24 protein-coding genes are annotated in these 24,566 nt (G+C 69.0%); 11 read left to right on the top strand and 13 right to left on the bottom strand.

All coding sequences use genetic code 11. From position 1 onward, the window contains the following. From JOD67_RS39435 to JOD67_RS39425, 3 genes are read right to left on the bottom strand one after another with little or no spacing between them, the layout of a single operon-like run. Positions 1-768 (bottom strand): SDR family NAD(P)-dependent oxidoreductase, encoded by a 768-nt coding sequence (locus JOD67_RS39435; RefSeq protein ID WP_205122756.1) that lies wholly within the window; start codon positions 766-768, stop codon positions 1-3. A 10-nt stretch (positions 769-778) separates the two neighbouring features. After that, the gene (panC, locus tag JOD67_RS39430) at positions 779-1,609 is read right to left on the bottom strand and encodes a pantoate--beta-alanine ligase (RefSeq protein WP_205122755.1); all 831 of its coding nucleotides are present in this window, start codon (positions 1,607-1,609) and stop codon (positions 779-781) included. Beyond that, on the bottom strand, positions 1,606-2,493 hold the full coding sequence (locus JOD67_RS39425) for a Rossmann-like and DUF2520 domain-containing protein (protein WP_205122754.1): 888 nt from the start codon (positions 2,491-2,493) through the stop codon (positions 1,606-1,608). The genes panC and JOD67_RS39425 overlap by 4 nt, the downstream gene beginning before the upstream one ends. Before the next feature lie 260 nt (positions 2,494-2,753). On the opposite strand from JOD67_RS39425, the gene JOD67_RS39420 reads away from it, so the two are divergent. After that, positions 2,754-3,260: a DUF1707 and DUF4190 domain-containing protein gene (locus tag JOD67_RS39420; protein ID WP_205122753.1), complete on the top strand. Its 507-nt coding sequence runs from the start codon at positions 2,754-2,756 to the stop codon at positions 3,258-3,260. An 18-nt stretch (positions 3,261-3,278) separates the two neighbouring features. Beyond that, positions 3,279-3,851 carry a DUF1707 and DUF4190 domain-containing protein gene (locus JOD67_RS39415; protein WP_205122752.1) on the top strand — a complete coding sequence of 191 codons (573 nt, stop codon included), beginning with the start codon at positions 3,279-3,281 and terminating at the stop codon, positions 3,849-3,851. Between the two features lie 60 nt (positions 3,852-3,911). Here the strand turns inward: JOD67_RS39415 and JOD67_RS39410 are convergent, their stop codons facing one another. Together JOD67_RS39410 and JOD67_RS39405 are read right to left on the bottom strand one after the other, a co-directional pair. After that, positions 3,912-4,235, bottom strand: coding sequence for an STAS domain-containing protein (locus JOD67_RS39410; RefSeq protein WP_205122751.1), 324 nt, complete (start codon positions 4,233-4,235; stop codon positions 3,912-3,914). Between the two features lie 43 nt (positions 4,236-4,278). Next, positions 4,279-4,995 (bottom strand): glycerophosphodiester phosphodiesterase, encoded by a 717-nt coding sequence (locus JOD67_RS39405; RefSeq protein WP_205122750.1) that lies wholly within the window; start codon positions 4,993-4,995, stop codon positions 4,279-4,281. A 92-nt stretch (positions 4,996-5,087) separates the two neighbouring features. Here JOD67_RS39405 and lysS point away from each other — a divergent pair, with 92 nt between their 5' ends. The 5 genes from lysS (at position 5,088) to JOD67_RS39380 (ending at position 12,934) form a co-directional block, all read left to right on the top strand. Next, entirely contained in the window at positions 5,088-6,608 is a 1,521-nt protein-coding gene (gene lysS, locus JOD67_RS39400) for a lysine--tRNA ligase (protein WP_205122749.1), read from the top strand. 145 nt (positions 6,609-6,753) lie between these two features. Next, positions 6,754-7,101, top strand: a complete 348-nt coding sequence (locus JOD67_RS39395) for a histone-like nucleoid-structuring protein Lsr2 (RefSeq protein ID WP_205122748.1) — start codon at positions 6,754-6,756, stop codon at positions 7,099-7,101. Between the two features lie 420 nt (positions 7,102-7,521). Continuing rightward, positions 7,522-10,056: an ATP-dependent Clp protease ATP-binding subunit gene (locus JOD67_RS39390; protein ID WP_205122747.1), complete on the top strand. Its 2,535-nt coding sequence runs from the start codon at positions 7,522-7,524 to the stop codon at positions 10,054-10,056. A 486-nt stretch (positions 10,057-10,542) separates the two neighbouring features. Next, positions 10,543-11,961 carry a hypothetical protein gene (locus tag JOD67_RS39385; protein ID WP_307782715.1) on the top strand — a complete coding sequence of 473 codons (1,419 nt, stop codon included), beginning with the start codon at positions 10,543-10,545 and terminating at the stop codon, positions 11,959-11,961. Further along, positions 11,954-12,934 carry a hypothetical protein gene (locus JOD67_RS39380; RefSeq protein WP_205122746.1) on the top strand — a complete coding sequence of 327 codons (981 nt, stop codon included), beginning with the start codon at positions 11,954-11,956 and terminating at the stop codon, positions 12,932-12,934. Before JOD67_RS39385 ends, JOD67_RS39380 begins: the two co-directional genes overlap by 8 nt. A gap of 7 nt (positions 12,935-12,941) precedes the next feature. Here the strand turns inward: JOD67_RS39380 and JOD67_RS39375 are convergent, their stop codons facing one another. The 4 genes from JOD67_RS39375 to JOD67_RS39360 form a co-directional block, all read right to left on the bottom strand. Continuing rightward, positions 12,942-13,250: an antibiotic biosynthesis monooxygenase family protein gene (locus JOD67_RS39375; protein WP_205122745.1), complete on the bottom strand. Its 309-nt coding sequence runs from the start codon at positions 13,248-13,250 to the stop codon at positions 12,942-12,944. A 10-nt stretch (positions 13,251-13,260) separates the two neighbouring features. Next, positions 13,261-13,911 carry a DUF402 domain-containing protein gene (locus JOD67_RS41615; protein ID WP_205122744.1) on the bottom strand — a complete coding sequence of 217 codons (651 nt, stop codon included), beginning with the start codon at positions 13,909-13,911 and terminating at the stop codon, positions 13,261-13,263. A 22-nt stretch (positions 13,912-13,933) separates the two neighbouring features. Beyond that, the gene (locus tag JOD67_RS39365) at positions 13,934-14,851 is read right to left on the bottom strand and encodes a peptidoglycan-binding protein (protein WP_205122743.1); all 918 of its coding nucleotides are present in this window, start codon (positions 14,849-14,851) and stop codon (positions 13,934-13,936) included. 126 nt (positions 14,852-14,977) lie between these two features. Then, the gene (locus JOD67_RS39360; RefSeq protein ID WP_205122742.1) at positions 14,978-15,853 is read right to left on the bottom strand and encodes an iron-sulfur binding domain-containing protein; all 876 of its coding nucleotides are present in this window, start codon (positions 15,851-15,853) and stop codon (positions 14,978-14,980) included. Positions 15,854-15,917: 64 nt separating this feature from the next. Between JOD67_RS39360 and JOD67_RS39355 the strand changes: the two genes are divergently transcribed. Next, on the top strand, positions 15,918-16,589 hold the full coding sequence (locus tag JOD67_RS39355; RefSeq protein WP_205122741.1) for a hypothetical protein: 672 nt from the start codon (positions 15,918-15,920) through the stop codon (positions 16,587-16,589). Positions 16,590-16,764: 175 nt separating this feature from the next. Here JOD67_RS39355 and JOD67_RS39350 read toward each other — a convergent pair whose 3' ends face one another. The 3 genes from JOD67_RS39350 to JOD67_RS39340 are packed head-to-tail and all read right to left on the bottom strand — an operon-like array spanning position 16,765 to position 19,869. Further along, the gene (locus tag JOD67_RS39350) at positions 16,765-17,586 is read right to left on the bottom strand and encodes a carbohydrate ABC transporter permease (RefSeq protein ID WP_205122740.1); all 822 of its coding nucleotides are present in this window, start codon (positions 17,584-17,586) and stop codon (positions 16,765-16,767) included. After that, complete coding sequence (locus JOD67_RS39345; protein WP_205122739.1) at positions 17,583-18,545, bottom strand: carbohydrate ABC transporter permease; 963 nt, start codon at positions 18,543-18,545, stop codon at positions 17,583-17,585. The genes JOD67_RS39350 and JOD67_RS39345 overlap by 4 nt, the downstream gene beginning before the upstream one ends. A gap of 10 nt (positions 18,546-18,555) precedes the next feature. After that, the gene (locus tag JOD67_RS39340; protein ID WP_205122738.1) at positions 18,556-19,869 is read right to left on the bottom strand and encodes an extracellular solute-binding protein; all 1,314 of its coding nucleotides are present in this window, start codon (positions 19,867-19,869) and stop codon (positions 18,556-18,558) included. A 191-nt stretch (positions 19,870-20,060) separates the two neighbouring features. Between JOD67_RS39340 and JOD67_RS39335 the strand changes: the two genes are divergently transcribed. Genes JOD67_RS39335 through JOD67_RS39325 form a run of 3 tightly spaced genes read left to right on the top strand, consistent with a single transcriptional unit; the run spans position 20,061 to position 24,183 of the window. Next, complete coding sequence (locus tag JOD67_RS39335; RefSeq protein ID WP_205123359.1) at positions 20,061-22,406, top strand: beta-xylosidase/alpha-l-arabinosidase; 2,346 nt, start codon at positions 20,061-20,063, stop codon at positions 22,404-22,406. Beyond that, positions 22,403-23,167, top strand: coding sequence for a cupin domain-containing protein (locus JOD67_RS39330; protein ID WP_205122737.1), 765 nt, complete (start codon positions 22,403-22,405; stop codon positions 23,165-23,167). The genes JOD67_RS39335 and JOD67_RS39330 overlap by 4 nt, the downstream gene beginning before the upstream one ends. Further along, positions 23,167-24,183: a LacI family DNA-binding transcriptional regulator gene (locus JOD67_RS39325; protein ID WP_205122736.1), complete on the top strand. Its 1,017-nt coding sequence runs from the start codon at positions 23,167-23,169 to the stop codon at positions 24,181-24,183. The genes JOD67_RS39330 and JOD67_RS39325 overlap by 1 nt, the downstream gene beginning before the upstream one ends. A gap of 181 nt (positions 24,184-24,364) precedes the next feature. On the opposite strand, the gene JOD67_RS39320 is transcribed toward JOD67_RS39325, so the two are convergent. Then, positions 24,365-24,505: a hypothetical protein gene (locus tag JOD67_RS39320; protein ID WP_205122735.1), complete on the bottom strand. Its 141-nt coding sequence runs from the start codon at positions 24,503-24,505 to the stop codon at positions 24,365-24,367. Positions 24,506-24,566 lie beyond the last annotated feature (61 nt).

Here is a 24,566-nt window from a genome sequence, read left to right as displayed (position 1 = left end):
TCACCAGACGGTGTAGCCGCCGTCGACGACGAGAACGGACCCGGTCATGAACGAGGACGCGTCGCTGGCCAGGTAGATCACGCTCGGCGCGATCTCCTCCGGCGACGCGTACCTCTGCATCGGCGGGTCCTGCACCCAGTGCTGCTGGAACTCCGGCCGGTCGACCGGCGCCATGTCGGTCTTCACGTAGCCCGGCGCGAGCGCGTTCACGCGGATCCCGGACAGCGCCCACTCGGCGGCGAGCGACTTGGTGAGCTGGTGGACCGCGGCCTTGGAGGCGTTGTACGCGGGCTGCCACTGCGGTCGGTTGACGATCAGCGCCGAGATCGAGCCGATGTTCACGATCACGCCGCCGCCCGCCTCGATCATCGAGCGCGCGACGACCGTGCTGCACAGCCAGACGCCGAACAGGTTGGCGTCGATGATCTGGTGGAACTCCGCGTCCGGCACGTCCAGCGCCGGCTTGTGGATGCAGTCGCCGGCGTTGTTCACCAGAACGTCGATCCGCCCGAACGCCGCGAGCACCTCGCCGGTCATCCGTTCGACGTCCGCCCGGTCCGTCACCGAACCCTCGACGACGAGCCCTTGCCGGCCGCGTGCCTCCACGTCGGCCAGCACGCCGTCGGCCTGTGAACGGTCCCGCGTGGTGATCGCGACGTCCGCGCCCGCGTCGGCCAGCGCGGCCGCGAACGCGCGGCCCAACCCTCGCGTCGCGCCGGTGACGACCGCCTTCTTGCCGGCCAATCCGAACGAGTCCAGAACTCCCACTGCGCGCCTCCTACAGCTCCACGGGAACGTTGTCGATCAGCCGTGTCTTGCCCACCCGTGCCGCGACCAGCAGCCGCGCGGGGCCGGACTCCGGCGCCGGTTCCAGCTCCGGCGATCTGAGCTCCAGGTAGTCGACGTCGACCAGCCCCTCGTCCGCGAGCACCTTGCCGGCCGCCTCGAGCACGGCCTCGGCACCGTTCTTGCCCGCGGCGGCTCCTGCTGCCAGCGCCTGCGAGAGCGCCACGGCCGCGCGGCGCTGCGGCGACTTGAGGTTGCGGTTGCGCGAGGACAGCGCGAGCCCGTCCTGCTCCCGGACGGTCTCCACCGGTACGATCTCGACCGGCAGGTCCAGGTCTTTCACCATCTGCCTGACCAGCACCAGCTGTTGGTAGTCCTTCTCGCCGAACGTCGCGAAGTCCGGTTCGGTGAGGTGCAGGAGCTTCGCCACGACCGTGAGGACGCCGGAGAAGTGGCCTTCGCGTACGGCACCCTCCAGCTCGCTGCCAAGGGGGCCGGGGTCGATCCGTACCCGCGGCTGGCTGGGGTAGACGACGTCCGGCGTGGGCGCGAACACCAGGTCGACGTCCTCGGCGGCGGCGATGCCGAGGTCGGAGTCGAACGTGCGGGGGTACGTGTCGAAGTCCTCGGCGGGGCCGAACTGCAGCGGGTTGACGAAGATCGTCAGCACCACGCTGTCGGCGAGGGAGCGCGCCCGGCGGAGCAGCATCGCGTGACCGTCGTGCAGGGCACCCATCGTCATCACGACGGCACGCGGGCGCGGGAGCCCCTCGACGGCGGTCGCGAGGTCGGCGCGGCTGCGGACGACCTTCGGCGTGCTCACGGCGCGCTCCGGTCCAGCACGGCTCGCAGCTGGGCTGCGGCCTCGTCGGAGAGCCTGCCGTCGAGGACCGCGCGTTCGACGGTGGCCTCGTACAGCGCGACGTACGACGGGAGCACAGCAGGCGCGGTGAGCGAGACGGCCTCGAGGTGCGCGGCCACGGTCTGGGCGTCGCCGCGCACGATCGGGCCGGTCAACGCCGCGTCGCCGTGCGCGAGCGAGTCGGTCAGCGCGTGCTGCGCGAGCGGCCCGAGCACCGTCGCGGGATCCGGGATGCCGGCCGCGCGCAGCAGCTGGGTGGCCTGGGCGATCACGGTCACGAGGTGGTTGACGCCGTGGGCGAGCGCGCTGTGGTAGACCGCCCTTGCCTCCTCGGCGATCCAGACCGGGTTGCCGCCGAGGTCGTGCACGATGCCCTCGACGAAGTCGTGCAGCTCCGGCGCCGCGGTCACGCCCATCGCGCAGCCGTACAGCCGGCCGACGTCGGAGTAGTGGCCGCGGAACGCCATCGCGGGGTGGATCGCGGCGACGAGCGCGCCGCGCTCGGCGGCCGGCGCGAGGACGGCGGTCCCGTGCATGCCGCTCGGGTGGACGACGTACTGGCCGTCCGCCACGGCGCCCGCCTGCGCCAGTTCGTCGACCACCGGGCCGATCGCGTCGTCGGGTACGCCGAGCAGTACCAGCTCCGACGTTCGCGCGATCTCCTCGGCCGCGCCCTGGGCCACGCCCGGGAGGACGGTCGCCGCCTTCACGCTGGAATGGTCGGAGTGCGTGGAGACGCCGACCAGGTGGTGGCCGGCGTTGCGCAGGGCCAAGGCCAGCACCGTGCCGACGCGACCCGCGCCGATCACCCCGACCCGCAACCGTGACCGGGCCGTCCGGGCCATCAGCGTCGCCTCCCACCAGTTCCGTGTGCGGTTTTGCGGCGAGCGTATCGGGGCCGGAACGGGCGCGTCCCGGATCCGTCCGAGACCTCGCATCCGGGCGTGACTCGCGTCACAAACCGGGAGTGGGTCGGTGCCGCTCAGCGGTAAGCCAGGGCTTGTGATTGGCTCGTCATCCACAGGAGTTCCGGGGTTGGGCACCTTCTCGGCGCCGGCGACGTCAGACTGGTGTTGGCAATCCGGAGGGCACCCGGGGGAAACGAATGAGCGACTGGCAGTCGATACGAGCATCAGACGCGGACCGCGAGCGAGCGGCCGACGTCCTGAAAGCCGCGCTCGCCGAAGGGCGACTGGACTTCGACGAGCACCGCACCCGTCTCGACCGGCTCATGCGTTCCAGCACGTACGGCCAGATGCACCAGGTCATCGGCGACCTGCCGACGAGCGGCATCCCGATGCCCCTCAGCCCGCCAGGTGAGCTCGTCCGTCCCACGGCGGGGGCCGTCAGCCCGTGGGCGACGCCGTACCAGCCGTACGTTCACCCGAAGCCGAACGAAGGCATGGCGACCGCGTCGCTGGTGCTCGGGATCATGGCTCCGTTCTGTGGTGTCACGGGCATCCCCGCGATCATCACCGGGCACGTCGCGCTCAGCCGCATCCAGGAGTCCGGGGCGGGCGGCAAGGGCATGGCGATCGGCGGGCTGGTCCTCGGGTACGTGTTCACCGGGTTGATCCTCCTGGCCGTGATCGCCGGGATCGCCGGAAGCTGACGGAAGGGCTGCGCGCAGATGACCCACGACTCGCCCGGCATGCGGGCCTCGGACAACGACCGCGAGCGCGCGGCCGACGTCCTGAAGGCCGCCCTCGCGGAGGGCCGGCTGAGCTACGACGAGCACTCCACGCGGCTCAACGACGTGATGACCTCGCGGACGTACGGCGAGCTCGTCCAGGTCACGTCCGACCTGCCCGGCGGCCTTGGCAACCACCCGGCGCCGATGGCGAACACCTGGCAGCAGCCTCCTCCCGGCTACGCGCCCCGCCGCGAGCCCGAGCAGCTCGCCGTGGCGTCGCTCGTGCTGGGCATCCTCGGCTTCTTCACCGGGATCACGGCGATCCCCGCGGTGATCACCGGGCACCTCGCTCTGAGCCGGATCAAGCGGAACAAGACCGAGGGCCACGGCATGGCGGTCGGCGGCCTGGTGATGGGCTACCTCGCGATCGCGATCGGCGTCGTCGTGGCGATCTTCGTGGTCGGGATGATCATGTTCGTGGGAACGAGCGGCGGCTTCGACGGCGGCCCCGGCGGACCCCCGCCGATCCCCGCCGACGCCGTCCCCGGCCCGGGCGACGGCCCGGGCTAGGAGCTGTCGCGTACGCCCGGGGGGGCAAATGATCATGTAAACATGATCATTTGCCGTCGCTCAGACGACCTGCCCGGTCGCGTGCGGCCAGTGCGCGTCCTCCAGGGCCCGGAGCACCGGCTGGGAGGTCATCGACAGCGCTACCTCGTAGTCCTCGGCCTTGCCGCGCGCCTCCAGCCGGCGCAGGAAGTCGACCCCAGCCCGGCCGAACGCCGTGACTTCCCGGGTGTCGACCACCGCCCGATGCAGGTCGTCCACCCGTTCGAGCAGCCCGACCTGGTCCAACGCGGCTGACAGCTGAGCAGCCATGCCGCTGGTGATGTCACCCCGCAGGAAGACGACGATCTCGCGGCTTCCGCGGTCCACGACCTCGACCTGTCCCATGTGCACCTCCATGGAATCGCTCGCTCTCCACAGAGTGACAGGCTCAGCCGCGCTTCGCGAGCAGCTCCAGGGCCTCGTCGTCGCCGGTCAACACACCGCGCAGCCGTTCCGGGAAGTCCGACGTCACCCCGTCCGCCCCGCACCGCAACGCGTGCACGAGCTGCTCCCGCGAGTTCACGGTCCAGGAATAGATGTCGAGACCGTTCGAATGACATTCCTCGGCGAGCTCCGGAGTGAGCGAGGAAATCCCCACGCACAGCACTTCCGCACCCAGCGAACGCGCCTGCTGGATCGCGTCGGCCGGAACCTCCCCGAAGATCAGGCCGCGATGCGCTTCCGGGCAGATCCGCTGGGTTTCGGCGAGCACCTCCGGGATGAACGAGATCACCCAGACGCGGTCGAGCAGATTCCGTTCCCGAATCAACTCCACCGTCCCCGCGGTCGCCGCGGGAGCCTTGATCTCGGCCTGGACTGGAACCGTGACCACATCCAGCACTTCCGCGAACGTAGGAATGCGCTCCCCCTCGCCCGCGTCCAACTGCTTGGCTTCGGCGAGGGTAAGTGCGGAAATGTCGCCCGAACCGTTCGTCGTGCGCGCGACGTCGTGGTCGTGCAACACCACGAGTTGTCCGTCGCTGGTCACGCGCAGATCCAGCTCGACCATGTCCGCACCGACCTCGGCGGCGCGGCGAAATGAACGAAGTGTGTTCTCGGGCTCGGTGCCCAGGGAGCCACGATGTCCGACCAGAGTGAACGTCACGTCGACCTTCCGTTCCAGCTGATTTGTTGGCCTTCTCGGCAACGGGATGCCGATCACGACCCTCTCACGCCGGGACCGTAGCCTTGTCTGTCATGACCGACGTCAGTCACGATCAGCCGGCAGATTCCGAGGACGACCTCCCCGAACAGATGCGTGTTCGCCGGGAGAAGCGGGCTCGGCTGCTCGAGCGCGGCGTCGATCCCTATCCGGTCTCCGTGCCGGCCACCCACACGTTGGCCGAACTCCGCGGCTCTTACGACGCGTTACCGGCCGATCACCAAACCGGCGATACGGCGACAATCACCGGTCGGGTCATCTTTCTCCGGAACACCGGGAAACTGTGTTTCGCACGGCTTCGCGACGGCGACGGCACCGAGCTGCAGGCGATGATCGGCGTGGACCGAGTCGGCGCGGACGAGCTCGCGGAATGGAAGTCGATCGTCGACATCGGCGACCACATCGGCGTCACCGGTGAGGTCATCACGAGCCGTCGCGGCGAATTGAGCATCGCGGCGACGCGCTGGTTCATGGTGTCCAAAGCGCTTCGCCCATTGCCGGTCGCGCACAAGGCACTTTCCGAAGAGGCCCGCGTTCGGCAGCGTTACGCCGACCTGATCGTCCGGCCGGAGGCGCGCCAGCTGCTGGAGGCGCGGTCGGCCGTCGTCCGTTCGATCCGCGAGACGTTCGCCCAACTGAGCTTCGTGGAGGTGGAGACGCCGCTGCTGCAGCCGATCCACGGTGGAGCGGCCGCTCGTCCGTTCGTGACGAAGGTGAACGCGTACGACCGCGATTTCTATCTGCGCATCGCGATCGAGCTGTACCTGAAGCGGCTGATCGTCGGCGGAGTGCACCGAGTTTTCGAGATTGGGCGGAATTTCCGCAACGAGGGCATCGACTCGACGCACTCGCCCGAGTTCACGATGCTCGAGGCGTACCAGGCCTTTGCCGACTATCACACGATGGCTGACCTGATCCGGACGTTGGTGTTGGACGCCGCGAACGTGTTGGGAAACACGGTCGTTCCGGACGGCCGTGGAGGAGAGATCGACCTCGCGGCCGAGTGGCGTTGGCTGCCTATCCACGAAGCCGTTTCGCAAGCCGTTGGCGAGGAAGTGACTCCGGACACCACCGAAACGGCGCTGCAGGGTTACGCCAACCGACTTCAGGTGGAACTGCAGCCGGGCTGGACCGCTGGCGAAATCGTTTTGGAACTGTTCGAAAAGCTCGTGGAGCACACCCTGCTCCAACCGACGTTCGTCGTCGACTATCCGGCCGATGTACGCCCGCTCGCCCGGCCGCATCGCAAGGACCCGCGGTTGGGCGAGGCATTCGACCTCGTTGCCGCCGGCGTCGAGTTGGGCGTCGCCTATTCCGAGCTCGTGGATCCCGTCGAGCAACGAGACCGGCTGGTGGAACAATCCGTTCGCGCCGCCGGTGGCGATCCCGAAGCCATGCAGTTGGACGAGGATTTCCTCCGCGCTCTCGAATACGGCATGCCGCCCACGGGTGGGATGGGTATGGGAATCGACCGGCTGGTGATGTTGCTCACTGGCGTTCGCAGCATTCGCGACACGATCCTCTTCCCGCTGCTGAAGCCGGAGTCGTCGGTTTAACGGGTTGTCGAGTCCGGATCGATACCTTTGCAGGGATTGACCAGGTGAAATAGGGTGGGAAAATCCAGGCAGGTCCTTTGCTGGCCATGCCTGCTGCCTCTAAAGTTGGGCCGGCCCCTGTGTGTAGTGGAAGAAGGGAACAGCGGTGGCGACTAAGACCAGTGTCATTCTTATCGACGACCTCGATGGTAGTGAGGCCGAGGAGAGTGTGAAGTTCACCCTTGACGGCGTCTCGTACGAGATCGACCTGTCGGGCAAGAACGCACAGAAGCTTCGCAATGCTTTTTCGCAGTACGTCGATTCCGCCCGCCGGGTCGGCGGCCGGGCCGCCCGAGGCCGGGCGCCGAAGGCCGCCGCTCGCAGCGGCGGGTCCCGCAAGCCCGAGACGGCCGACATCCGGGCCTGGGCCAAGGGGCAGGGCTACGACGTCAGCGACCGGGGCCGCATCCCGGCGGACGTGATCGAGGCGTACCAGAGCAAGGGCCGCCGCTGACCCCAGGGCACATCAGCACAGCCACCGCTACGAGGCCTCCGCGGCACGATCGCCCGGGGGCCTCGGGCATGATCCGGGGCATGATCAGGGGCTCCACCGGGCATGTTCGCTCCACGCGTAACGTGTGCACTCCACGCCTACGCGAGGAACACTGAGGCTGGTCAGCCAGTTACACCGTTACAGAACGTGCTTGCTGCCACGCCCGGAAGGTCCAGTCTGCGAGACATGGGCACCGGGCGTGGTGGCGACCGGGACTAGCATGAAGAAGCAGGTGGCAGAGCCGGGGAAGGACCCCAGCCCCGCATGCCTGCTGGCACGCGACATGGACACCGGGCCTGGTGGCGACCGGGACTAGCATGAACAAGCAGGAGGCGGGGAAGGACCCCAGCCCCGAGACCGTCTCCATCCGGGGAGCGAGAGATGTTCGAGAGATTTACCGACCGAGCGAGGCGGGTTGTCGTCCTGGCCCAAGAAGAAGCCAGGATGCTCAGCCACAACTACATCGGCACCGAGCACATCCTGCTCGGGCTGATCCACGAAGGCGAAGGAGTGGCCGCGAAGGCGCTCGAGAGCCTGGGGATCTCGCTGGAAGCTGTTCGCGCCCAGGTGGAAGAGATCATCGGCCAGGGCCAGCAGGCCCCGTCCGGGCACATCCCGTTCACGCCGAGGGCCAAGAAGGTCCTCGAGCTGTCGCTGCGGGAAGCACTCCAGCTCGGCCACAACTACATCGGCACCGAGCACATCCTGCTCGGCCTCATCCGTGAGGGCGAGGGTGTGGCCGCCCAGGTGCTGGTCAAGCTCGGCGCCGACCTGGGCCGGGTGCGCCAGCAGGTCATCCAGCTGCTGTCGGGCTACCAGGGCAAGGAGACCGCCAGCGCCGGTACAGGCGCGGCCGGCGAGAGCTCGCCGCAGGGTTCCTTGGTGCTGGACCAGTTCGGCCGCAACTACACGCAGGGCGCCCGCGAGGGCAAGCTCGACCCGGTCATCGGGCGAGAGAAGGAAATCGAGCGGGTCATGCAGGTGCTGTCCCGCCGTACCAAGAACAACCCCGTGCTGATCGGCGAGCCGGGCGTCGGCAAGACCGCGATCGTGGAGGGTCTCGCGCAGCAGATCGTGCGCGGCGACGTTCCCGAGACGCTCAAGGAGAAGCAGATCTACAGCCTCGACCTGGGCGCGCTGGTGGCCGGGTCGCGGTACCGCGGTGACTTCGAGGAGCGCCTGAAGAAGGTGCTGAAGGAGATCCGTACCCGCGGCGACATCATCCTGTTCATCGACGAGCTGCACACGCTCGTCGGCGCTGGGGCGGCTGAGGGCGCCATCGACGCCGCGTCGATCCTCAAGCCGATGCTCGCCCGCGGTGAGCTGCAGACGATCGGTGCCACGACGCTCGACGAGTACCGCAAGTACCTCGAGAAGGACGCCGCGCTGGAGCGCCGTTTCCAGCCGATCCGGGTCGAGGAGCCGTCGATCGCGCTGACGATCGAGATGCTCAAGGGCCAGCGGGACCGGTACGAGGCGCACCACCGGGTCACGATCACCGACCAGGCGCTGGTGGCCGCGGCCGAGATGTCCGAACGGTACATCTCCGACCGGTATCTCCCGGACAAGGCGATCGACCTCATCGACGAGGCCGGCTCGCGGCTGCGGATCCGCCGCATGACCGCGCCGCCGGACCTGCGCGAGTTCGACGAGCGGATCGCCAACGTTCGCCGCGACAAGGAAGCCGCGATCGACGCCCAGGACTTCGAGCGTGCGGCCGGGCTGCGGGATGAGGAGAAGAAGCTCATCGCGCAGAAGGCCGAGCGCGAGAAGCAGTGGAAGGCCGGCGACATGGACGTCGTCGCCGAGGTCGACGAGGAGCTGATCGCGGAGGTGCTGTCGAACGCGACCGGCATCCCGGTGTTCCGGCTCACCGAAGAGGAGTCCCAGCGACTGCTCAAGATGGAAGACGAGCTGCACAGGCGCTACATCGGCCAGGAGGACGCGGTCCACGCGCTCGCCAAGTCGATCCGGCGTACGCGTGCGGGTCTGAAGGACCCGAAGCGCCCGTCCGGCTCGTTCATCTTCGCCGGCCCGTCCGGTGTCGGTAAGACGCACCTGTCGAAGATCCTCGCGGAGTTCCTGTTCGGCGACGAGCACTCGCTGATCGCGCTGGACATGTCGGAGTACTCCGAGAAGCACACGGTCTCCCGGCTGTTCGGCTCGCCTCCCGGCTACGTCGGGTACGACGAGGGCGGCCAGCTGACCGAGAAGGTGCGGCGCAAGCCGTTCTCGGTGGTCCTGTTCGACGAGATCGAGAAGGCGCACCCGGAGATCTTCAACTCGTTGCTCCAGATCCTCGAGGAAGGCCGGCTCACCGACGCTCAGGGTCGGGTGGTCGACTTCAAGAACACCGTGATCATCATGACCACGAACCTCGGGACCAAGGACATCGCGAAGGGTGTCAACCTCGGCTTCACGCAGTCGAACGACTCCACCGGGTCGTACGACCGGATGAAGGTCCGGGTCCAGGAGGAGCTCAAGCAGCACTTCCGGCCCGAGTTCCTCAACCGCGTCGACGAGATCATCGTCTTCCCGCCGTTCACGCGGGAGGAGATCCTCTCGATCGTCGACCTCAACATCGCCGAGGTCGAGGAGCGGCTCAAGAGCAAGGCCATGGGCATCGAGCTCACGCCGGCCGCCAAGCAGTTGCTGGCCGACCGTGGCTGGGACCCAGTCATGGGCGCCCGGCCGCTGCGCCGGACGGTCCAGCGCGAGATCGAGGACACGCTGGCCGAGAAGCTGCTGTTCGGCGAGCTCCACGCCGGCCAGTTGGTTCTGGTCGACATCGAGGGTGAGGGCGCCAAGGCGACGTTCACCTTCGTGGGGACCACCACGGCCCCCGTCCCCGAGCTCCCGCCGGTCAGCGCCTCGGCGTCCGGCAGCGAGCCCGGCCAGACGGCCCAGGAGGGCTAGGCACCCTCTCTAGTACGACGACGAAGCCCCCGGCGACCTCCACGGTCACCGGGGGCTTCGCCGTTCCCTGGCGCCATCCCCGCCACCCCCCACCACGTCGCGCCTTGTCGATTGGGTCGGGGGCACCCTCGTCCCAAACGCCGGGCCCACCCGCCCAACTGCCCCCACGCCCGTGATCATGAACGTGATCATGAAGCCGAACCGGTCGTATACGCCGGGTTTGCCTTCATGATCACGTTCATGATCACGGGCAGGTGGCGGAGGTGGGGTGAGGGGCGCCCTGGTCCCATAGGTTCGGACCGGGGTGCCCCCGACCCAAGACGTTCGCGGCCTCGCCCTGACCGAGCGGCCGATGGTGGACTGTCCCGGTCACGGTCGCGAACAGCGGTTGACAGCGACTCAACGTTGCAAAAGGCTCACCTGGCACCGCCGCGCCGCGGAAACAACCTCCGGCGCGGATTTCACGGTTCGAGGGGGAGGCCTACCGTGTCGGATCATGACGTCACCACGTCCTCGTTGAGTCTCAGCCGGCGCGACGTACTCCGCGCCGCGGCTATCGGGGCCTCGCTGGCCGCGGCCGCCGCCCCACTCGCGGCCAGCGCCAACCGCCAAGCCGGCGCCGCGGCAGCCGAACCAGCGGCAGCCGTCAGTGCGGACTGCTCGAACCTGCCGCTCGTCGGCGGCCCCGAGTTCCCGATCGGCATCTTCTGGCCGCCGCCACCGTTCGAGACCAACCGGGACCGCTACCAGGAGATCAAGGACGCCGGCTTCACGTTCGTCGTCACCGGCAACTACCTGTTCGACGAGTTCATCACCGACTACGCCCTCACCCAGGCCGACCAGGCTGGGCTCCAGGTCCTCGTCGCCGACGATCCGGGTGTCAAGGCGGTCACCAGGCTGTTCACGATCAACGACGACCGTACGGTCCCGAACTCCATCACGATCGCCGACGCCAGAACGCACATCCAGCGCGCCCTCGGCCGCTACAGCCGGCACGTCTCGTTCGCCGGCTTCAACCTGTTCGACGAGCCGTTCCCGGTGAACTACCCGACGCTCGGCAAGGCCACCCAGATTGTCCGCGAGCTCGGCCCCACCGCGCTGCCGTACTCGAACCTGCTCCCCGGCCAGGGCCCCGACTACGACACCTACGTCGGCGAGTACGTCAAGCAGACGAAGCCGCCGCTGATCTCGTTCGACCGCTACCCACTGCTGGCCGACGGATCCGACGACCTCAACTACTTCCAGAACTGGGTGCAGATCCGCAAGGCCGGGTTGACAGCGAATCTCCCCACCTGGGTGTACATCCAGACCCTCGCGTACAACAACCACCGCTCGCCGACCAAGGAAGAGCTGCTCTGGCAGATCAACGTCTCGCTCGCGTACGGCGCGAAGGGCATCCAGTACTTCACCTACTGGACGCCCGATCCCGCCCGCGGCGAGGGGTTCCAGCCGGCGCTCATCACCATCGACGGGCAGCGTACGCCGCGGTACGACTTCTCCCAGGAGATCAACACCAGCTGGCTCCCGCAGGTAGGAAGGCAGCTCAAGCCGCTCGTCTCCGAGCTCGTCGTGCACGCGAACGAGACGCACCTCCCACCGGCGACGACCCCCTTCACCCCCGACGCGTACCTGCGGTCGGTGACCGGCGGCGCAGTGATCCTCGGTCGCTTCGCCAGCCCTGACTCCGCCCAGGCCGACACGCGATGGCTGCTGGTCGCCAACCGTTCGCACAAGCAGAGCACGACGGTCCAGCTGCGCACCGAGGCGCGGAAGGTACGAAGGGCCGACCGGTTCGATCCGGGGACGAACTCCTATGTGGAGCTGCGAGATCCCAGCCGAATACCGGTGACGGTCGGGCCAGGCGCCGCCACGTTGCTGCGACTCCGGGGAGGCAGCGATGCGTAAGACTCTTGCCCAGGTGGGGATCGGCGTCGTCGCGGCAGCGCTCGTTCTCGCTGTCTTCGGCGTCGGCTCGTGGATCGGCAACCGCGACGTCGCGCCGGCCGCGACCGGCGCGGAGCTGCAGGTGATCTCGCAGGCGAACGGTGGGCTCTGGCACTCGCTGCGCCGGGCGAACGGCGCCTGGACCGCTTTCGGCAACGTGTACGGGGAAACCGGCAACCCCGGGACGACGAGCCTGGTCGCGACGACCAAGCTGGGAACGGATCTCGCGGTCGTCTCGGTCGTGTCCGGGCGGGTGTTCGTGACCGCGCGACACGCGAACGGGTTCTGGGACGGCATCGCCAAGATCGGCGAGTGCGGCGCGGTGTCGTCGGTGGCTGCCGCCGGAGTCGGCGGCGAGCTGCACGTTTTCGCAGTCACCGATGACGGAACGCGGCTCTCGTGGGCGACGCGCAAGGCGGACTTGACATGGTCGCCGTTCGTGGACGCGTTCGCCGTTGCCGGTACGCCGCCCGGCGAGGTCACCGACGTCGCGGCCACTGAGGTCGGAGGCCTGCTGCACGTGGCGGTCGTCGCCGACGGGGCGCTGCACTCGGCCACGAGGCAGGCCGACGGCACCTGGTCACCGTTCGCGCCCGTGCCCGGCCTAACGGGTACGGCGGACAAGGTCAGTCTCACCGACGTCAACGGCACCTTGACGCTGGTCGCGACGGCCAACCAGGGCGAGGCGATCGCGACCGCGACGAAGACCGGCGCGACCTGGTCGGCGTTCACGGCCATCCCGACGAACGGCGTCACCGGAGCCGTCACCAGTATCTCGGCGGCGAGCGTCGCGAACGCCCTCCACCTCGTCGTGGCGACCGAGACCGCCGTCCTGCACTCCACCCGCACTGGTGACACCTGGGCGACGTTCGGCCAGGTCGGCACCAACCAACCGCCCGGCCCGACCCTCGACCTCGGCGCCAGCGGCGTCTGACCATGACCTAGAGCAGGTCGACCGCGACCTCGTGGTGGGTGACGCGTTCGTCCCACCGGGAAAGGACACGCGCGGCCTCGTCCTCGACCACGGCCAGCTCGTAGTTCGAGCCGGCGAAGCCACGGACGGCGTCGAGTGAGTCGAAGAACGTGATCGAGGTGAACCGCACCTCGCCCGCCTCCTCCACCCGGAAGAGGCGGGCGCCGCGGAAGCCCGCGACCTGGCGGAGGTGGCTGGCCACCTCCGCCTCGTAGTGGCGTTGGTAGTCGTCGGCCGTGGCGAGTGGGGCCCAGCCGATCCACATCCTCGCGATCATGGTGGCGAACCTAGGCCATGTCTGCGACGGTCAGGGCGCCGTCGGGCAGGGTCGGGAGTTTCCATTCGGGCGACGGGCGCCACTCGCTCCAGTCGTCGGTGAACGGGCCGTTGCCATGTTCGATCAGGTCGACGACCTCCTCTCGGGCGGCCTCGACCTGCTGGTGCTCGGTGTCGTCGATGATGCCGAGCCGGCGGGCCCGGTCGTACTCGTCGAGGTCCTTCCACGCATACGTCAGGTCCTCGGCGACTACGAGGTCCAGTGCGAGGTCGAGCGTGTCGATGCCGATCGCGGTGCGCCGGAACGGGCGCTCGAAGTTCACGTACCAGCTCAGCGGCATGCCGTCGACGGGAATGGTCACGTCGACGCTGAAGTACTTGCCGGGCAGGTGCGAGATCACCTTCGTGGTCCACTGCCACGGCCAGGGGGCGAGTTCCCAGCTGTTGTCGGCGAGGGAGGCGATCGCGGACTTCCGTCCGGTGTCGTCGCCGGTCCTGAGCCAGCGGATCCAGTCCTTGTTCCCGTACCCGACCGCGCCGGGCCAACGGGCGACCACGAGCCGGGTGGCCGTGTCGGAGAGGACCCGGCACGGCCACACGGACCAGACTCTGTCGTGGTGGATGTCGCGGCGGGCGATCGAAGCTCCAGGGTCGAAGGTCACGTCCGCCAACGGTAGTGGGACGTCAGTTCGAGCAGCCGGACGTGGCGAGCTGGCCCGGCGTCGGCACCGAGGCGCCGTCGTAGATCGCCAGCAGCATCGCCTGCGGGCAGCGCAGGGCGCCACCGAAGCGGATCTGCAGGTGCAGGTGCGGCCCGGTCGAGTTGCCCGTGTTCCCGCTGTCGCCGAGCTTCGCGCCCGCCGCGACCGTAATCCGGCCGGACATCGCGCGCGCCGACAGGTGGCAGTACCGGTACTCCGCGCCGTCCGAGCCGTCGACCTGCACGCCGAGCCCGCAGCTGCTGGTCGTTCCGCCGATCGGGAACGCCGAGCCGCCGGTCACGGCGAACACGTCGGTGCCGGTCGGGACCTGCAGGTCGATCGCCGGGTAGTCGTGGTGCGGGTCGTCGTACTCGCTCCGCGGCGCGGACGCGCGCGGGATCGGCAGCGAGTGGTTGCCGCCGGAGTTGCCGGTCAGCTCGCGCCAGGTGTCGGCCTCGACGACGCCGTTGACCGGCAGCGCGTGCTTGCCCTCGAAGTCGCGTACGGCGTCCGCCGTCCCCGTCCCGTACTGCCCGTCCACGGCGACCGCGTAGCCGTGCTTGGCGAGTTGCACCTGGGCGCCCCGTACGGCGTCGCCGGTGCTGCCCTCCTGAACGGTGATCGCGAGCTGCCCCCACGTCAGCGGCCCGACGATCCCGTCCGCGGTCAGGCCCTTCGACGTCTGGAACGCCTTCACCTGGGTGGCGGTGTTCGGCCCGAAGATGCCGTCGGCGGTGGTCGCGAACCCGTGCGCGCTGACCAGGTACTGCACGGTCTGAACGTTCGGCCCGCGGTCGTTCTGGCGGACGGTCGGCCAGGCCGCGGCGGCCTGCGCGGTGGCGGACATGCACACGACGACGGCCAGGAGGGCCGCGGTACACAACAAGGCGAGGCGTCTCATCACTGCTCCCTGAACGGGTTCGATGGCAGATACCTACGGGTCATGCTCGTTCTCCGTCAGAAATTCTTCACGACTCCGGGCCAGGCAACCAGATGCCAGGCCACAAGCTGCCGCCATCGGGGGGAGCTAACCGGGTAAGGCGAAGCGTCCGTTCGGCAACGGGTCGACCAGGCCGTCGGCGACGAGCCCATCTAGCGCACGTTCGCGTTGAACGGCGTCCGGCCACACCGCCTCCAGGGCAGAACGGCGAACGGGACCGGGAGCTTCTCGCAGCACCTTCAACAGCCGGCCGCGGCACTGCCGGTCGGTCCCCTCGTACGTCTGCCTCCGCCGCGCCGGTCCGTCGTACGCCGGCCGCCCCGCCAACCGCCACGCGCACAGCGTCGCGATCGGGCAGTCGTCGCAGCGCGGGGAGCGCGCCGAGCAGACGACCGCGCCGATCTCCATCACCGCGACGCCCCAGGTCGCGGCGGTGTCGGCGTCCTCGGGCAGCAGGTCGACAGCGGTCCGCCGTTCGGTCGCCGTGGTCGACTGCGGCGGGTACTGCACACCGGCCACGACCCGCGCGAGCACGCGGCGGACGTTGGTGTCGAGCACGGGATGCCGCTGCCGGTATGCGAAGGACGCCACGGCGGAGGCGGTGTACTCGCCGACTCCGGGCAGGGCCAGCAGCGCCTCGTACTCGTCCGGCACGACCCCGTCGTGACGCGCCGTGATCGCCACCGCCGCCGCGTGCAGGCGCAGCGCGCGCCGGGGGTAGCCGAGCCGACCCCACTGCCGGACCGCCTCGCCGGGCGCGTCCTTGGCCTGCGCGGCGGGCGTCGGCCAGCGGGCCAGCCACGCCACGTACGCCGGCAACACGCGCACGACCGGCGTCTGCTGCAGCATGATCTCGCTGACCAGCACGTCCCAGGCCGACGCGTCCGGGCGGCGCCACGGCAGGTCGCGCTGGTGGGTCGCGTACCAGTCGAGCACGGGTGCGTGGAGTGACGATTCTGGCATCAAAGGCATCCTCCCACGGCGCGCTTACGTGGCTACGGGGCACAAGATCGTTACGCTCCGCAGTATGAGCCCGCTGCTCCGGCCGGTCGGGCCCCTGCCGGCGTCGGTGTACTGGGTACGCCGCGCGCTCGCACTCGCCCTGGTCGGCCTCGCCACCTGGTTGCTGATCAGCGTCCTCCCGTTCGGCGCGCCCGGATCAGGTGACGCCGCGCCGCCGGCGCCCACGCCTGGGGCGGATCGTCCGGTCACCACCACGTCGCCGCGCCCCTCGGCCTCGACGTCGACCAAGCCGGCGCCCCAGCCCAAGCCCACGGCGAAACCGAAGCCGAAGCCGAAGCCGACCGGCACGCCCATCTGCCCGGACAGCGTGGTGTCGATCGCGGCGGACGCGAAGAACAGCAAGTCCCCCGCCGGCAAGCCGGTGCTGATCGAGGTCGAGCTGGAGAACACCGCGTCGGTCGCCTGCCGCGTCACGGTCGACGCGAAGTCGCTCCAGGTCACGGTCACCTCGGGCAAGGACCAGATCTGGACCACCGAGCACTGTGTCGCGGCGATCAACCCCGGCCCGTTCACCCTGCAGGCAGGCAAGGTGCGCACGCTCGGCATCGTCTGGATGGGCGAACGTTCGAAGAAGGGCTGCCCGACCGGTCAGCAGAAGTCGCTGCCGGGCTTCTACGCGGTGGACGCGTCGTTCAACGGCATCGCGGCAAAGAAGGGCCACTTCCTGCTCGACTGAGCTCATGGCGACCGCTCGCACGCGTCGGCCGTGGCCGGCCTTGCGGCTTCGGGTCGCGGTGCTCGGCGACGCCGGGTGGCCCTGTGGCGACAGACGGCGGCCTTCGGCCGGAATGTCGTCCTCGGACCCCGGAAGCCGGCGCCGCCGAGCGTGGTCGCGACGAGGGCGGTGTCGACTAGCCCTTCGCCGCTCCCGAGGTGAGGCCGCCGATGAGCTGGCGTTCGGCGACCGCGTAGAACGCGAGCGCGGGGACCATCGCGAGGACGACGTACGCGAGGATCCTCGCGGTGTCCTGGCCGTACTGGCCCTGGAACTGCCGTACGCCCAACGGGATCGTCCACCAGCTCGGATCGTTGAACACCACCAGCGGCAGCATGAACGAGTTCCAGCTCGCCACGATCGCCAGCACTGAAACGGTCGCCAGCGCGGGGCGGGCCATCGGCAGCAGGATGCGCCAGAAGAAGCCGAGCGGGCCGCAGCCGTCCAACGTGGCCGCCTCCTCGAGCTCGCCGGGGATCGCGCGGAAGAACGTCCGCAGCACGATGATCGTCACCGGCAGCCCGAACGCGGCCTGCGGCAGGATCACGCCGAGCGGGTTGTTCAGCAACCCGAGCTCGCGCAGCAGCACGAACAGCGGCAGGATCGCCACGGCGAACGGGAACATCAGGCCCACCGCGAACAGCATGAAGATCAGCTCGCGGCCGCGGAACGCGAACCGCGCGAATACGAACGCCGCCAGCGCCGCCACTCCTACCAGGAGCAATGTGGTCGCGACCGCGATGATCGTGCTGTTCAACAGCGGCCGCCAGAACGCCGACGACGCGATGATCTCGGCGTAGTTGGCGAAGTTCCACGGTTCTGGAAGTCCGAACGGGTTGACCGACAACTGCCCGTTGTCCTTGAACCCGCCCAGGACCGCGAACCCGATCGGCACCACGACGAACGCCGTGATCGCCAGCAGCGCGGCGTAAAGGCCGACTTGACGCGCGACTCTCATGACCGCATCCCCGTCATCGCTCCCTCGAGATCACGCCGCATTACGAACTTCTGGTACAGCAGGGCGAACGTCAACGCGATCACGAACATCAGGATGCTGATCGCGCTCGCGTACCCGACCTGCGAACGGCGGAAGCCCGACTCGAACATCGTGATCGCCATCGTCTCCGAAGCGTGCAACGGGCCACCGCCGGTCAGCACCCACACCAGGTCGAAGAGCTCGATCGTGCCGAGTACCGACAAGAACACGCTGATCCGGATCGTCGGCGCGAGCAGCGGCAGCGTCACGTACCGGAAGATCTGCCACGGGCTGCCGCCGTCGATCGCGGCCGCTTCCATCAGCTCGTTCGGGATGTTCTGACGCCCGGCGAGGTAGAGGATCATGTGGAAGCCGAAGTACTTCCACGTCATCACGAAGGCGAGCGAGTAGAGCACGGTCTTCGGATCGGCCAACCAGGTCTGGCCGAGCTCGCCCAACCCCACGAGGCCGAGCAGGTGGTTGGCGAGGCCGAGGTTCGGCGAGAAGAACAGGCTGAACAGGACCGCGGTGATGACCTCGGACAGCACGTACGGCGCGAAGAACAGCAGCCGGAAGAACGCGCGTCCGCGGATCTTCTGGTTCAGCACCATCGCGATCGCGAGGGCCAGCGGAAGCTGGACCAGCAGCGAGAGCGCGATCAACGTCGCGTGCCGGCCCAGGTCGCCGAGGAAGATCGGGCTGGTCAGTGCCTGGACGAAGTTGCCCAGCCCGACGAAGTCCGTTGGCGCGCCGCCGTACCCGTTCCACTTGAACAGGCTGGTGTAGCTGGCCAAACCGATCGGCGCGAGGACGAGCAGGCTGAACAACACCAACGCTGGAAGGAGAAACAGCGCGATCGTCAGCCAGGGGACGCGCCGCCGGCGACGCGGAGGCGCGTCGGTCGCCGGCGGCGCGGGACTATGCAGCGTTGCGACACCCATCGCGCCGCGCCTACTGCGCGCTCTGGGCCGCGTCGGTGATCGCCTTCGCCACGTCCTCGGGACTGGACTGGCCGGCGATCAGCGCTGCCACGCTGTCGTTGACGGTCTGCCCGACCTCGGGCGCGTACGCCTGGTCCAGATAGAGCTGGAACTTCGTCGCCTTCGCCAGCTGGTCGACGACCATCTTCTGGCTGGGCTCCTTGACCGCGTCCTCCGCGCCCTTCACTACGGGGAGCAGCCCGCCGGCCGCGGCCGCCTTGCGCTGGTTCTCCACACTGGAGATGAACTTCAGGAAGTCCGCGGCCTCCGGCGGAGCGTCCCGCCCGACCGCGAAGCCGCCACCACCGCCGAACACGTCGGTCACCGTGCCCTTGCCACCGTCGACCGCTGGGAACGGGAAGAAGCCCAGGTCCTCGCCGAGCCCCTTCTTGTTCGCCGAAGAGTTGCGCTGCTCGCCCGGAGCCCACTGGCCCATCAGCTCCATCGCGGCCTTGCCGTTGCCGACGAACGCCGACTGGCCGTCGGGGGAGCCGAACGGCGCTCCGAGGAAGCCCTTCTGAAACGGCTGCAGGTCGACGAGCTCCTTCAGGCGCGCGCCCGCCTCCACGAACTCCGGCGCGTCGAACTTGCCGTCGGATTCCGCCTGCTTCAGAGCGTCGACACCGGCGACGCGGATCGCGAGGTATGCCCAGTAGAAGTGCCCGGGCCATTTCTCCTTGCCACCAAGGGCGATCGGCGTGATGCCGGCGGCCTGGAGCTTGCGTACGACATCGAGGAACTCGGCCCACGTTTCCGGCGGCTGGGTGACTCCAGCCTGCGCGAAGAGCTTCTTGTTGTACCAGAAGCCGACCATTCCCACATCGAACGGAACTCCGTACGTCCGCTCGTCGATCTGGTACGGCAGGAGGGCCGTCGGTGTGAACGTGTCGGCGATGTCGGCGAGGTCGTCGGTGATGTCCTTGGTGAGCCCGGCTTCGGTCTGCTGCTTCAGCACGCCGCCACCCCAGGTGTGGAAGAGGTCCGGCGGAGTGCCGGCCTGGGTGACGGTCGTGAGCCTGGCCTTGAACGCCTCGTTCTCCAACGACGTGATCTTGATCGTCACATTCGTGTGCTGCTTCTGATACTCGGCCGCCATCGCCTTCCAGATGCCGAGCATCGGCTCCTGGTTCTGGATGTGCCACCAGTCGATGGTGACGGCTCCACCGCTGCCCGCGTCGCCGCCGGTCCCGCCTCCGCCGCTTCCGCCGTTCCCACCGCAGGCGGCGACGAGCAGGGCGGCCGCCGCGCCCAGGACGGCCCTCCGATGCCACTTCGTCAGCTTCATGAGCGAGTTCCTTCCGACGGGCAGCCTGGAGTAGGTGCGAAAGTTTCGGAGAAGTATCGATAGTTACGCTCGTGTGTCCCGTAAGCTACGACCGCTCGGATGCGCGGTCAAGACCTCTTTTCACTCTGAAAGTTCCGCCTATAGTGGCGGCGTCGACGATCGGAAGGCGTCCGAAACTTTCGGAGGTGCGTATGCAGGCATCCGCTGTCTGGCGGGATCCGTCGCGGTCGCCGGCGGAACGGGCCGCCGACCTGCTGGAGCGCATGACGCTGTCGGAGAAGGTCGGCCAGCTGTACGGGGTCTGGGTCGGGCTGACCGCTTCCGAGGACGCGGTCGCGCCGCATCAGCACGAGTTCGCCGACGAACTGCCGGACTGGAAACCGTTGATCGAGAACGGACTGGGTCAGCTCACCCGACCTTTCGGAACTGTTCCGACAGATCCGGCCGTCGGTGCCCGTGCGCTCGCCCGAACCCAAACCGAGATCGTCGCCGCCGGGCGCTTCGGCATTCCGGCGCTCGTGCACGAGGAGTGCCTGTCCGGCTTCACCGCCTGGGGCGCGACGATCTTTCCGACGCCGTTGGCCTGGGGCGCCACGTTCGATCCCGAACTCGTCGAACGGATGGCCGCCTCGATCGGCTCGTCGATGCGTGGCGTCGGTGTGCATCAGGGGCTCGCGCCGGTGCTCGATGTTTGCCGCGACCCGCGCTGGGGGCGGACCGAGGAGACGATCGGCGAGGACCCGTACCTCGTCGGAACTCTCGGCTCGGCGTACGTGCGCGGGCTGGAGTCTTCCGGAATTATCGCGACGCTGAAGCACTTCGTCGGGTACTCGGCCTCGCGGGCGGGCCGCAACCTCGCGCCGGTCTCGGTAGGGCCGCGCGAGCTGGCGGACGTGCTGCTGCCGCCGTTCGAGCACGCTCTGCGCGCTGGTGCGCGCTCGGTGATGCACAGCTACACCGAGCTGGACGGCGTTCCCACGGCTGCCGATGCGTCGCTGCTGAGCGGTTTGCTCCGTGACACTTGGGGATTCTCCGGAACGGTGGTGGCGGACTACTTCGCGGTCTCGTTCCTCCAGCTCCTGCATGCTGTCGCGGACTCGCCCGCCGCGGCTGCCGGTCTCGCGTTGGCCGCGGGGATCGACGTCGAACTCCCGACCGTGCGTTGCTACGGCGATCCGTTGTTGCAAGCCGTGGTTGACGGTGCTGTCGACGAGGCGTTGGTCTCTCGTGCGGCCGCCCGGGTGCTTCGGCAGAAATGCGAGCTCGGCCTGCTGGACGAGGACTGGGATTCGCTGCCTCCGGTTGTGGCGGGCGAGGACGAGGAGGTCCGGGGAACGATCGACCTCGACCCACCGGAAGCTCGGGTGATCTCTCGGCAGCTGGCCGAGAGTTCCATCGTTCTCCTTCAGAACAAGGGGGTTCTGCCACTCCAGCACGGGCGCATCGCGCTCGTCGGGCCGCTCGCGGACGACCCGATGGCGATGCTCGGTTGTTACACGTTCCCGAGCCACGTCGGGCGGTCCTATCCCGATCTTCCGCTCGGTGTCGTCGTGCCGACGGTCCGAGCCGCTTTGGCTGCCGAGCTAGCGGAGGCGGAAGTTTCGTACGCACTGGGCTGCGAAGTTTCGGGCGCCGATACTTCCGGGATCGAGGCGGCTGTTTCGCTCGCACGGTCGTCGGACGTTTGCGTCGCTGTGGTGGGGGATCGGGCCGGACTGTTCGGTGCCGGAACTTCCGGAGAAGGTTGCGATGCCGAGGACCTGAGGCTGCCGGGGGAGCAGGCCACCCTGATCGAAGCGCTCCTGGACTCGGGCACGCCGGTCGTACTCGTGCAGCTGACCGGGCGGCCGTACGCGCTCGGCGCCTATGTCGACCGGCTCGCGGCGATCGTGCAGGCGTTCTTCCCTGGTGAGGAAGGGGCGAACGCGATCGCCGGCGTGCTGTCCGGACGGGTGAACCCGTCCGGCCGGCTACCGGTAAGCGTGCCGAGAGTTCCGGGCGGACAGCCGTCCACGTACCTCGCACCACCGCTCGGCCAGCGCAGCGGCGTGAGCAACCTCGACCCGACTGCGCAGTTTCCCTTTGGGCATGGGCTTTCGTACACGCGGTTCGCTTGGTCCGAGGCGACCGCCGCCGAGTCGTTCGGCACCGACGAGACGCTGGAAGTATCGGTCGTCGTACGAAACCTCGGGGAGCGGGCGGGGACCGAGAACGTGCAGCTGTACCTGCACGATCCCGTCGCGCAGGTGACCCGCCCGGTCGTACGACTGATCGGGTACGTGCGGGTGCCGCTCGAGCCGGGCGAGCAGCGCCGGGTGCGCTTCTCGGTCCATGCCGACCTCACCTCGTTCACCGACCGGCGCGGGGTGCGCGTCGTCGAGCCGGGCGACCTGGAACTGCGGTTGTCCACAAGCAGTGTGGACGTGTGTCACGTTGTGCGCGTGCGCATGGTTGGGTGGGAACGAGTAGTCGACCATCGACGCCAGCTCGTCGCGGGCGTCCGGGTCGAGCAGCCCACGGCCGGAGGTGACGCATGACCGAGACGACGACGACGAGGACCTGGTTCCCTGGCGGGACCGCGGTCACGCAGCTGCGCGTCTACGACTGGCCGGCGGCCGACGGGCTGCGCGGCGGCTCGCCGCATCTGCACACAGCGTCGACCGAGGGGTACGTCGTGCTGCGCGGCGCGGGAACGCTGGAGACGCTGAGCGGAGCGGGGTACGTCGAGCATCCGCTCGAGCCGGGAACGCTGCTGTGGTTCACACCCGGCACCGTGCATCGGTTGGTCGCCGCGTCGCCGGAGCTGGAGATCCTGGTCGTGATGCAGAACGCGGGGCTGCCCGAGGCTGGGGACGCGGTGCTGACGTTCCCGCCTGTGGTGTTGGCGAGCGCGTCGGCGTACGCGTCGGCGGCCTCGTTGCCGGGGCTCGCCGATCTGGAGGCCGGTCCGCAGTCGGACGATCCGCACGTCGTCGCCGCCCGGCGCCGGCGGGACCTCGCGATCGAGGGCTACCTCGCGCTGCGTACGTCCGTTCAGACGGAGGGTCCGTCGGCGCTGACGCCTTTGTATGAGGCGGCGGCGCTTCTCGTTCAGGGCAAGGCGATCGGGTGGCAGGCGTTGTGGCACGAGCGCGTGCTCGGGTCGGCCGAGCGGACCGCGGACCACCTGTCCCTGTTGGCCTCTGGGCGTGCTGATCATTTGGCCGAGTCGGCGGTGCTCACAGCCGACCAGTCGTCGCCGGTGCCGACGTGGGGGATGTGCGGGCGGCTCACCACCTGGGATCTGGAGGGTGCCTAGTGACCGTTGAGCAACAGCCGAGGGTCACGATCTCGGCCATCGCGCGGGAGGCTGGCGTCTCCGTACCGACCGTGTCCCGGGTCCTGAACGGCCGGTCGGACGTGTCGCCGGCGACGCGGAACCGGGTCGAGCACCTGCTGCGCGTTCATGGGTACAAGCGTCGGGTCGCTCGGACGCAGGAGAAGGCATCGCTGATCGACCTGGTGTTCAACGACCTGGACAGCCCGTGGGCGGTGGAGATCCTGCGCGGGGTCGAGGACGTCGCGCACTCGGAGTACGTCGGGGTCGTGGTGTCGGCGATCCACCGGCGCAGCGCTTCGGCCCGGCAGTGGATGCGCAACCTGCGCGAACGAGCCTCGGACGGCGTGATCCTGGTGACGTCGACGCTGGATTCGCCTTTGCAGGAAGAGCTTCGGCGGCTGTCCATCCCCATGGTCGTGGTCGACCCCGCGGGCGTGCCCACGCTGGACGCACCCACCGTCGGGGCGACGAACTGGGCCGGCGGCCTGGCGGCGACTGAGCACCTGATCTCGTTGGGACACAGGCGAATCGGCTTCATCGCCGGGCCGCCGCAGCTCCGGTGCAGCCGAGCGCGGCTGGATGGCTACCGCGCGGGGCTGGAGTCGGCGGGGATCGAGATGGCGGATGAGCTCGTGCGGCCGGGGAACTTCTACCACGAGTCGGGCTTCGTGGGGGCGTCCGTGCTGATCGATTTGCCCGCGCCGCCGACGGCGATCTTCGCGGCGAGCGACCAGATGGCCTTCGGGGTGTACGAGGCGGTGCGCAAGCGGGGACTGCGGGTGCCGGACGACCTGAGCGTGGTGGGTTTCGACGACCTTCCGGAAGCCCGCTGGTTCTCCCCACCCCTGACCACAGTCCGCCAACCCCTGGCCGAAATGGGCGGCCTCGCCGCCCGCACGGTGCTGCGCATGACCAGAGGAGAAGAAGTAGAGAACCCGCGCATAGAGCTAGCCACCGAGCTCCTCATCCGCGAAAGCGCCGCCCCCCTCCGCTAACCACCCACCACCCGGCCGGGACAGGAACACCTCGCCCACCCCGCCGCTCTCCGCGCTCGCGCCCTGCCTCACACATCCGCCACTCGCAGCGCGCACCGCTCGCTGCCTCGCGTGTCCACCTCTTGACCCTCGCGGAGGGCCCCTCCCCTCCACCCCGTTCGGGCGCTCCCCGCCGCTTCCCTCAGTCGCCCTCGCGGCGGTCCACCTCGCCCTCTCGCCGCCTCGCCGCCTCGCGGCGGTCCACGTCGCCCTCTCGCCGCCTCGCCGCCTCGCGGCGGTCCACGTCGCCCTCTCGCCGCCTCGCCGCCTCGCGGCGGTCCACCTCGCCCTCTCGCCGCCTCGCCGCCTCGCCGCCTCGCCGCCTCGGCCTCGCCGCCTCGGCC

Origin of the sequence: Tenggerimyces flavus (assembly GCF_016907715.1) — a bacterium.
In the GTDB taxonomy this organism is placed as follows: Bacteria; Actinomycetota; Actinomycetes; order Propionibacteriales; family Actinopolymorphaceae; genus Tenggerimyces; species Tenggerimyces flavus.
The sequence above is the reverse complement of the archived record's forward strand: the minus strand, read 5'-3'. Positions and strand labels throughout refer to the sequence as shown.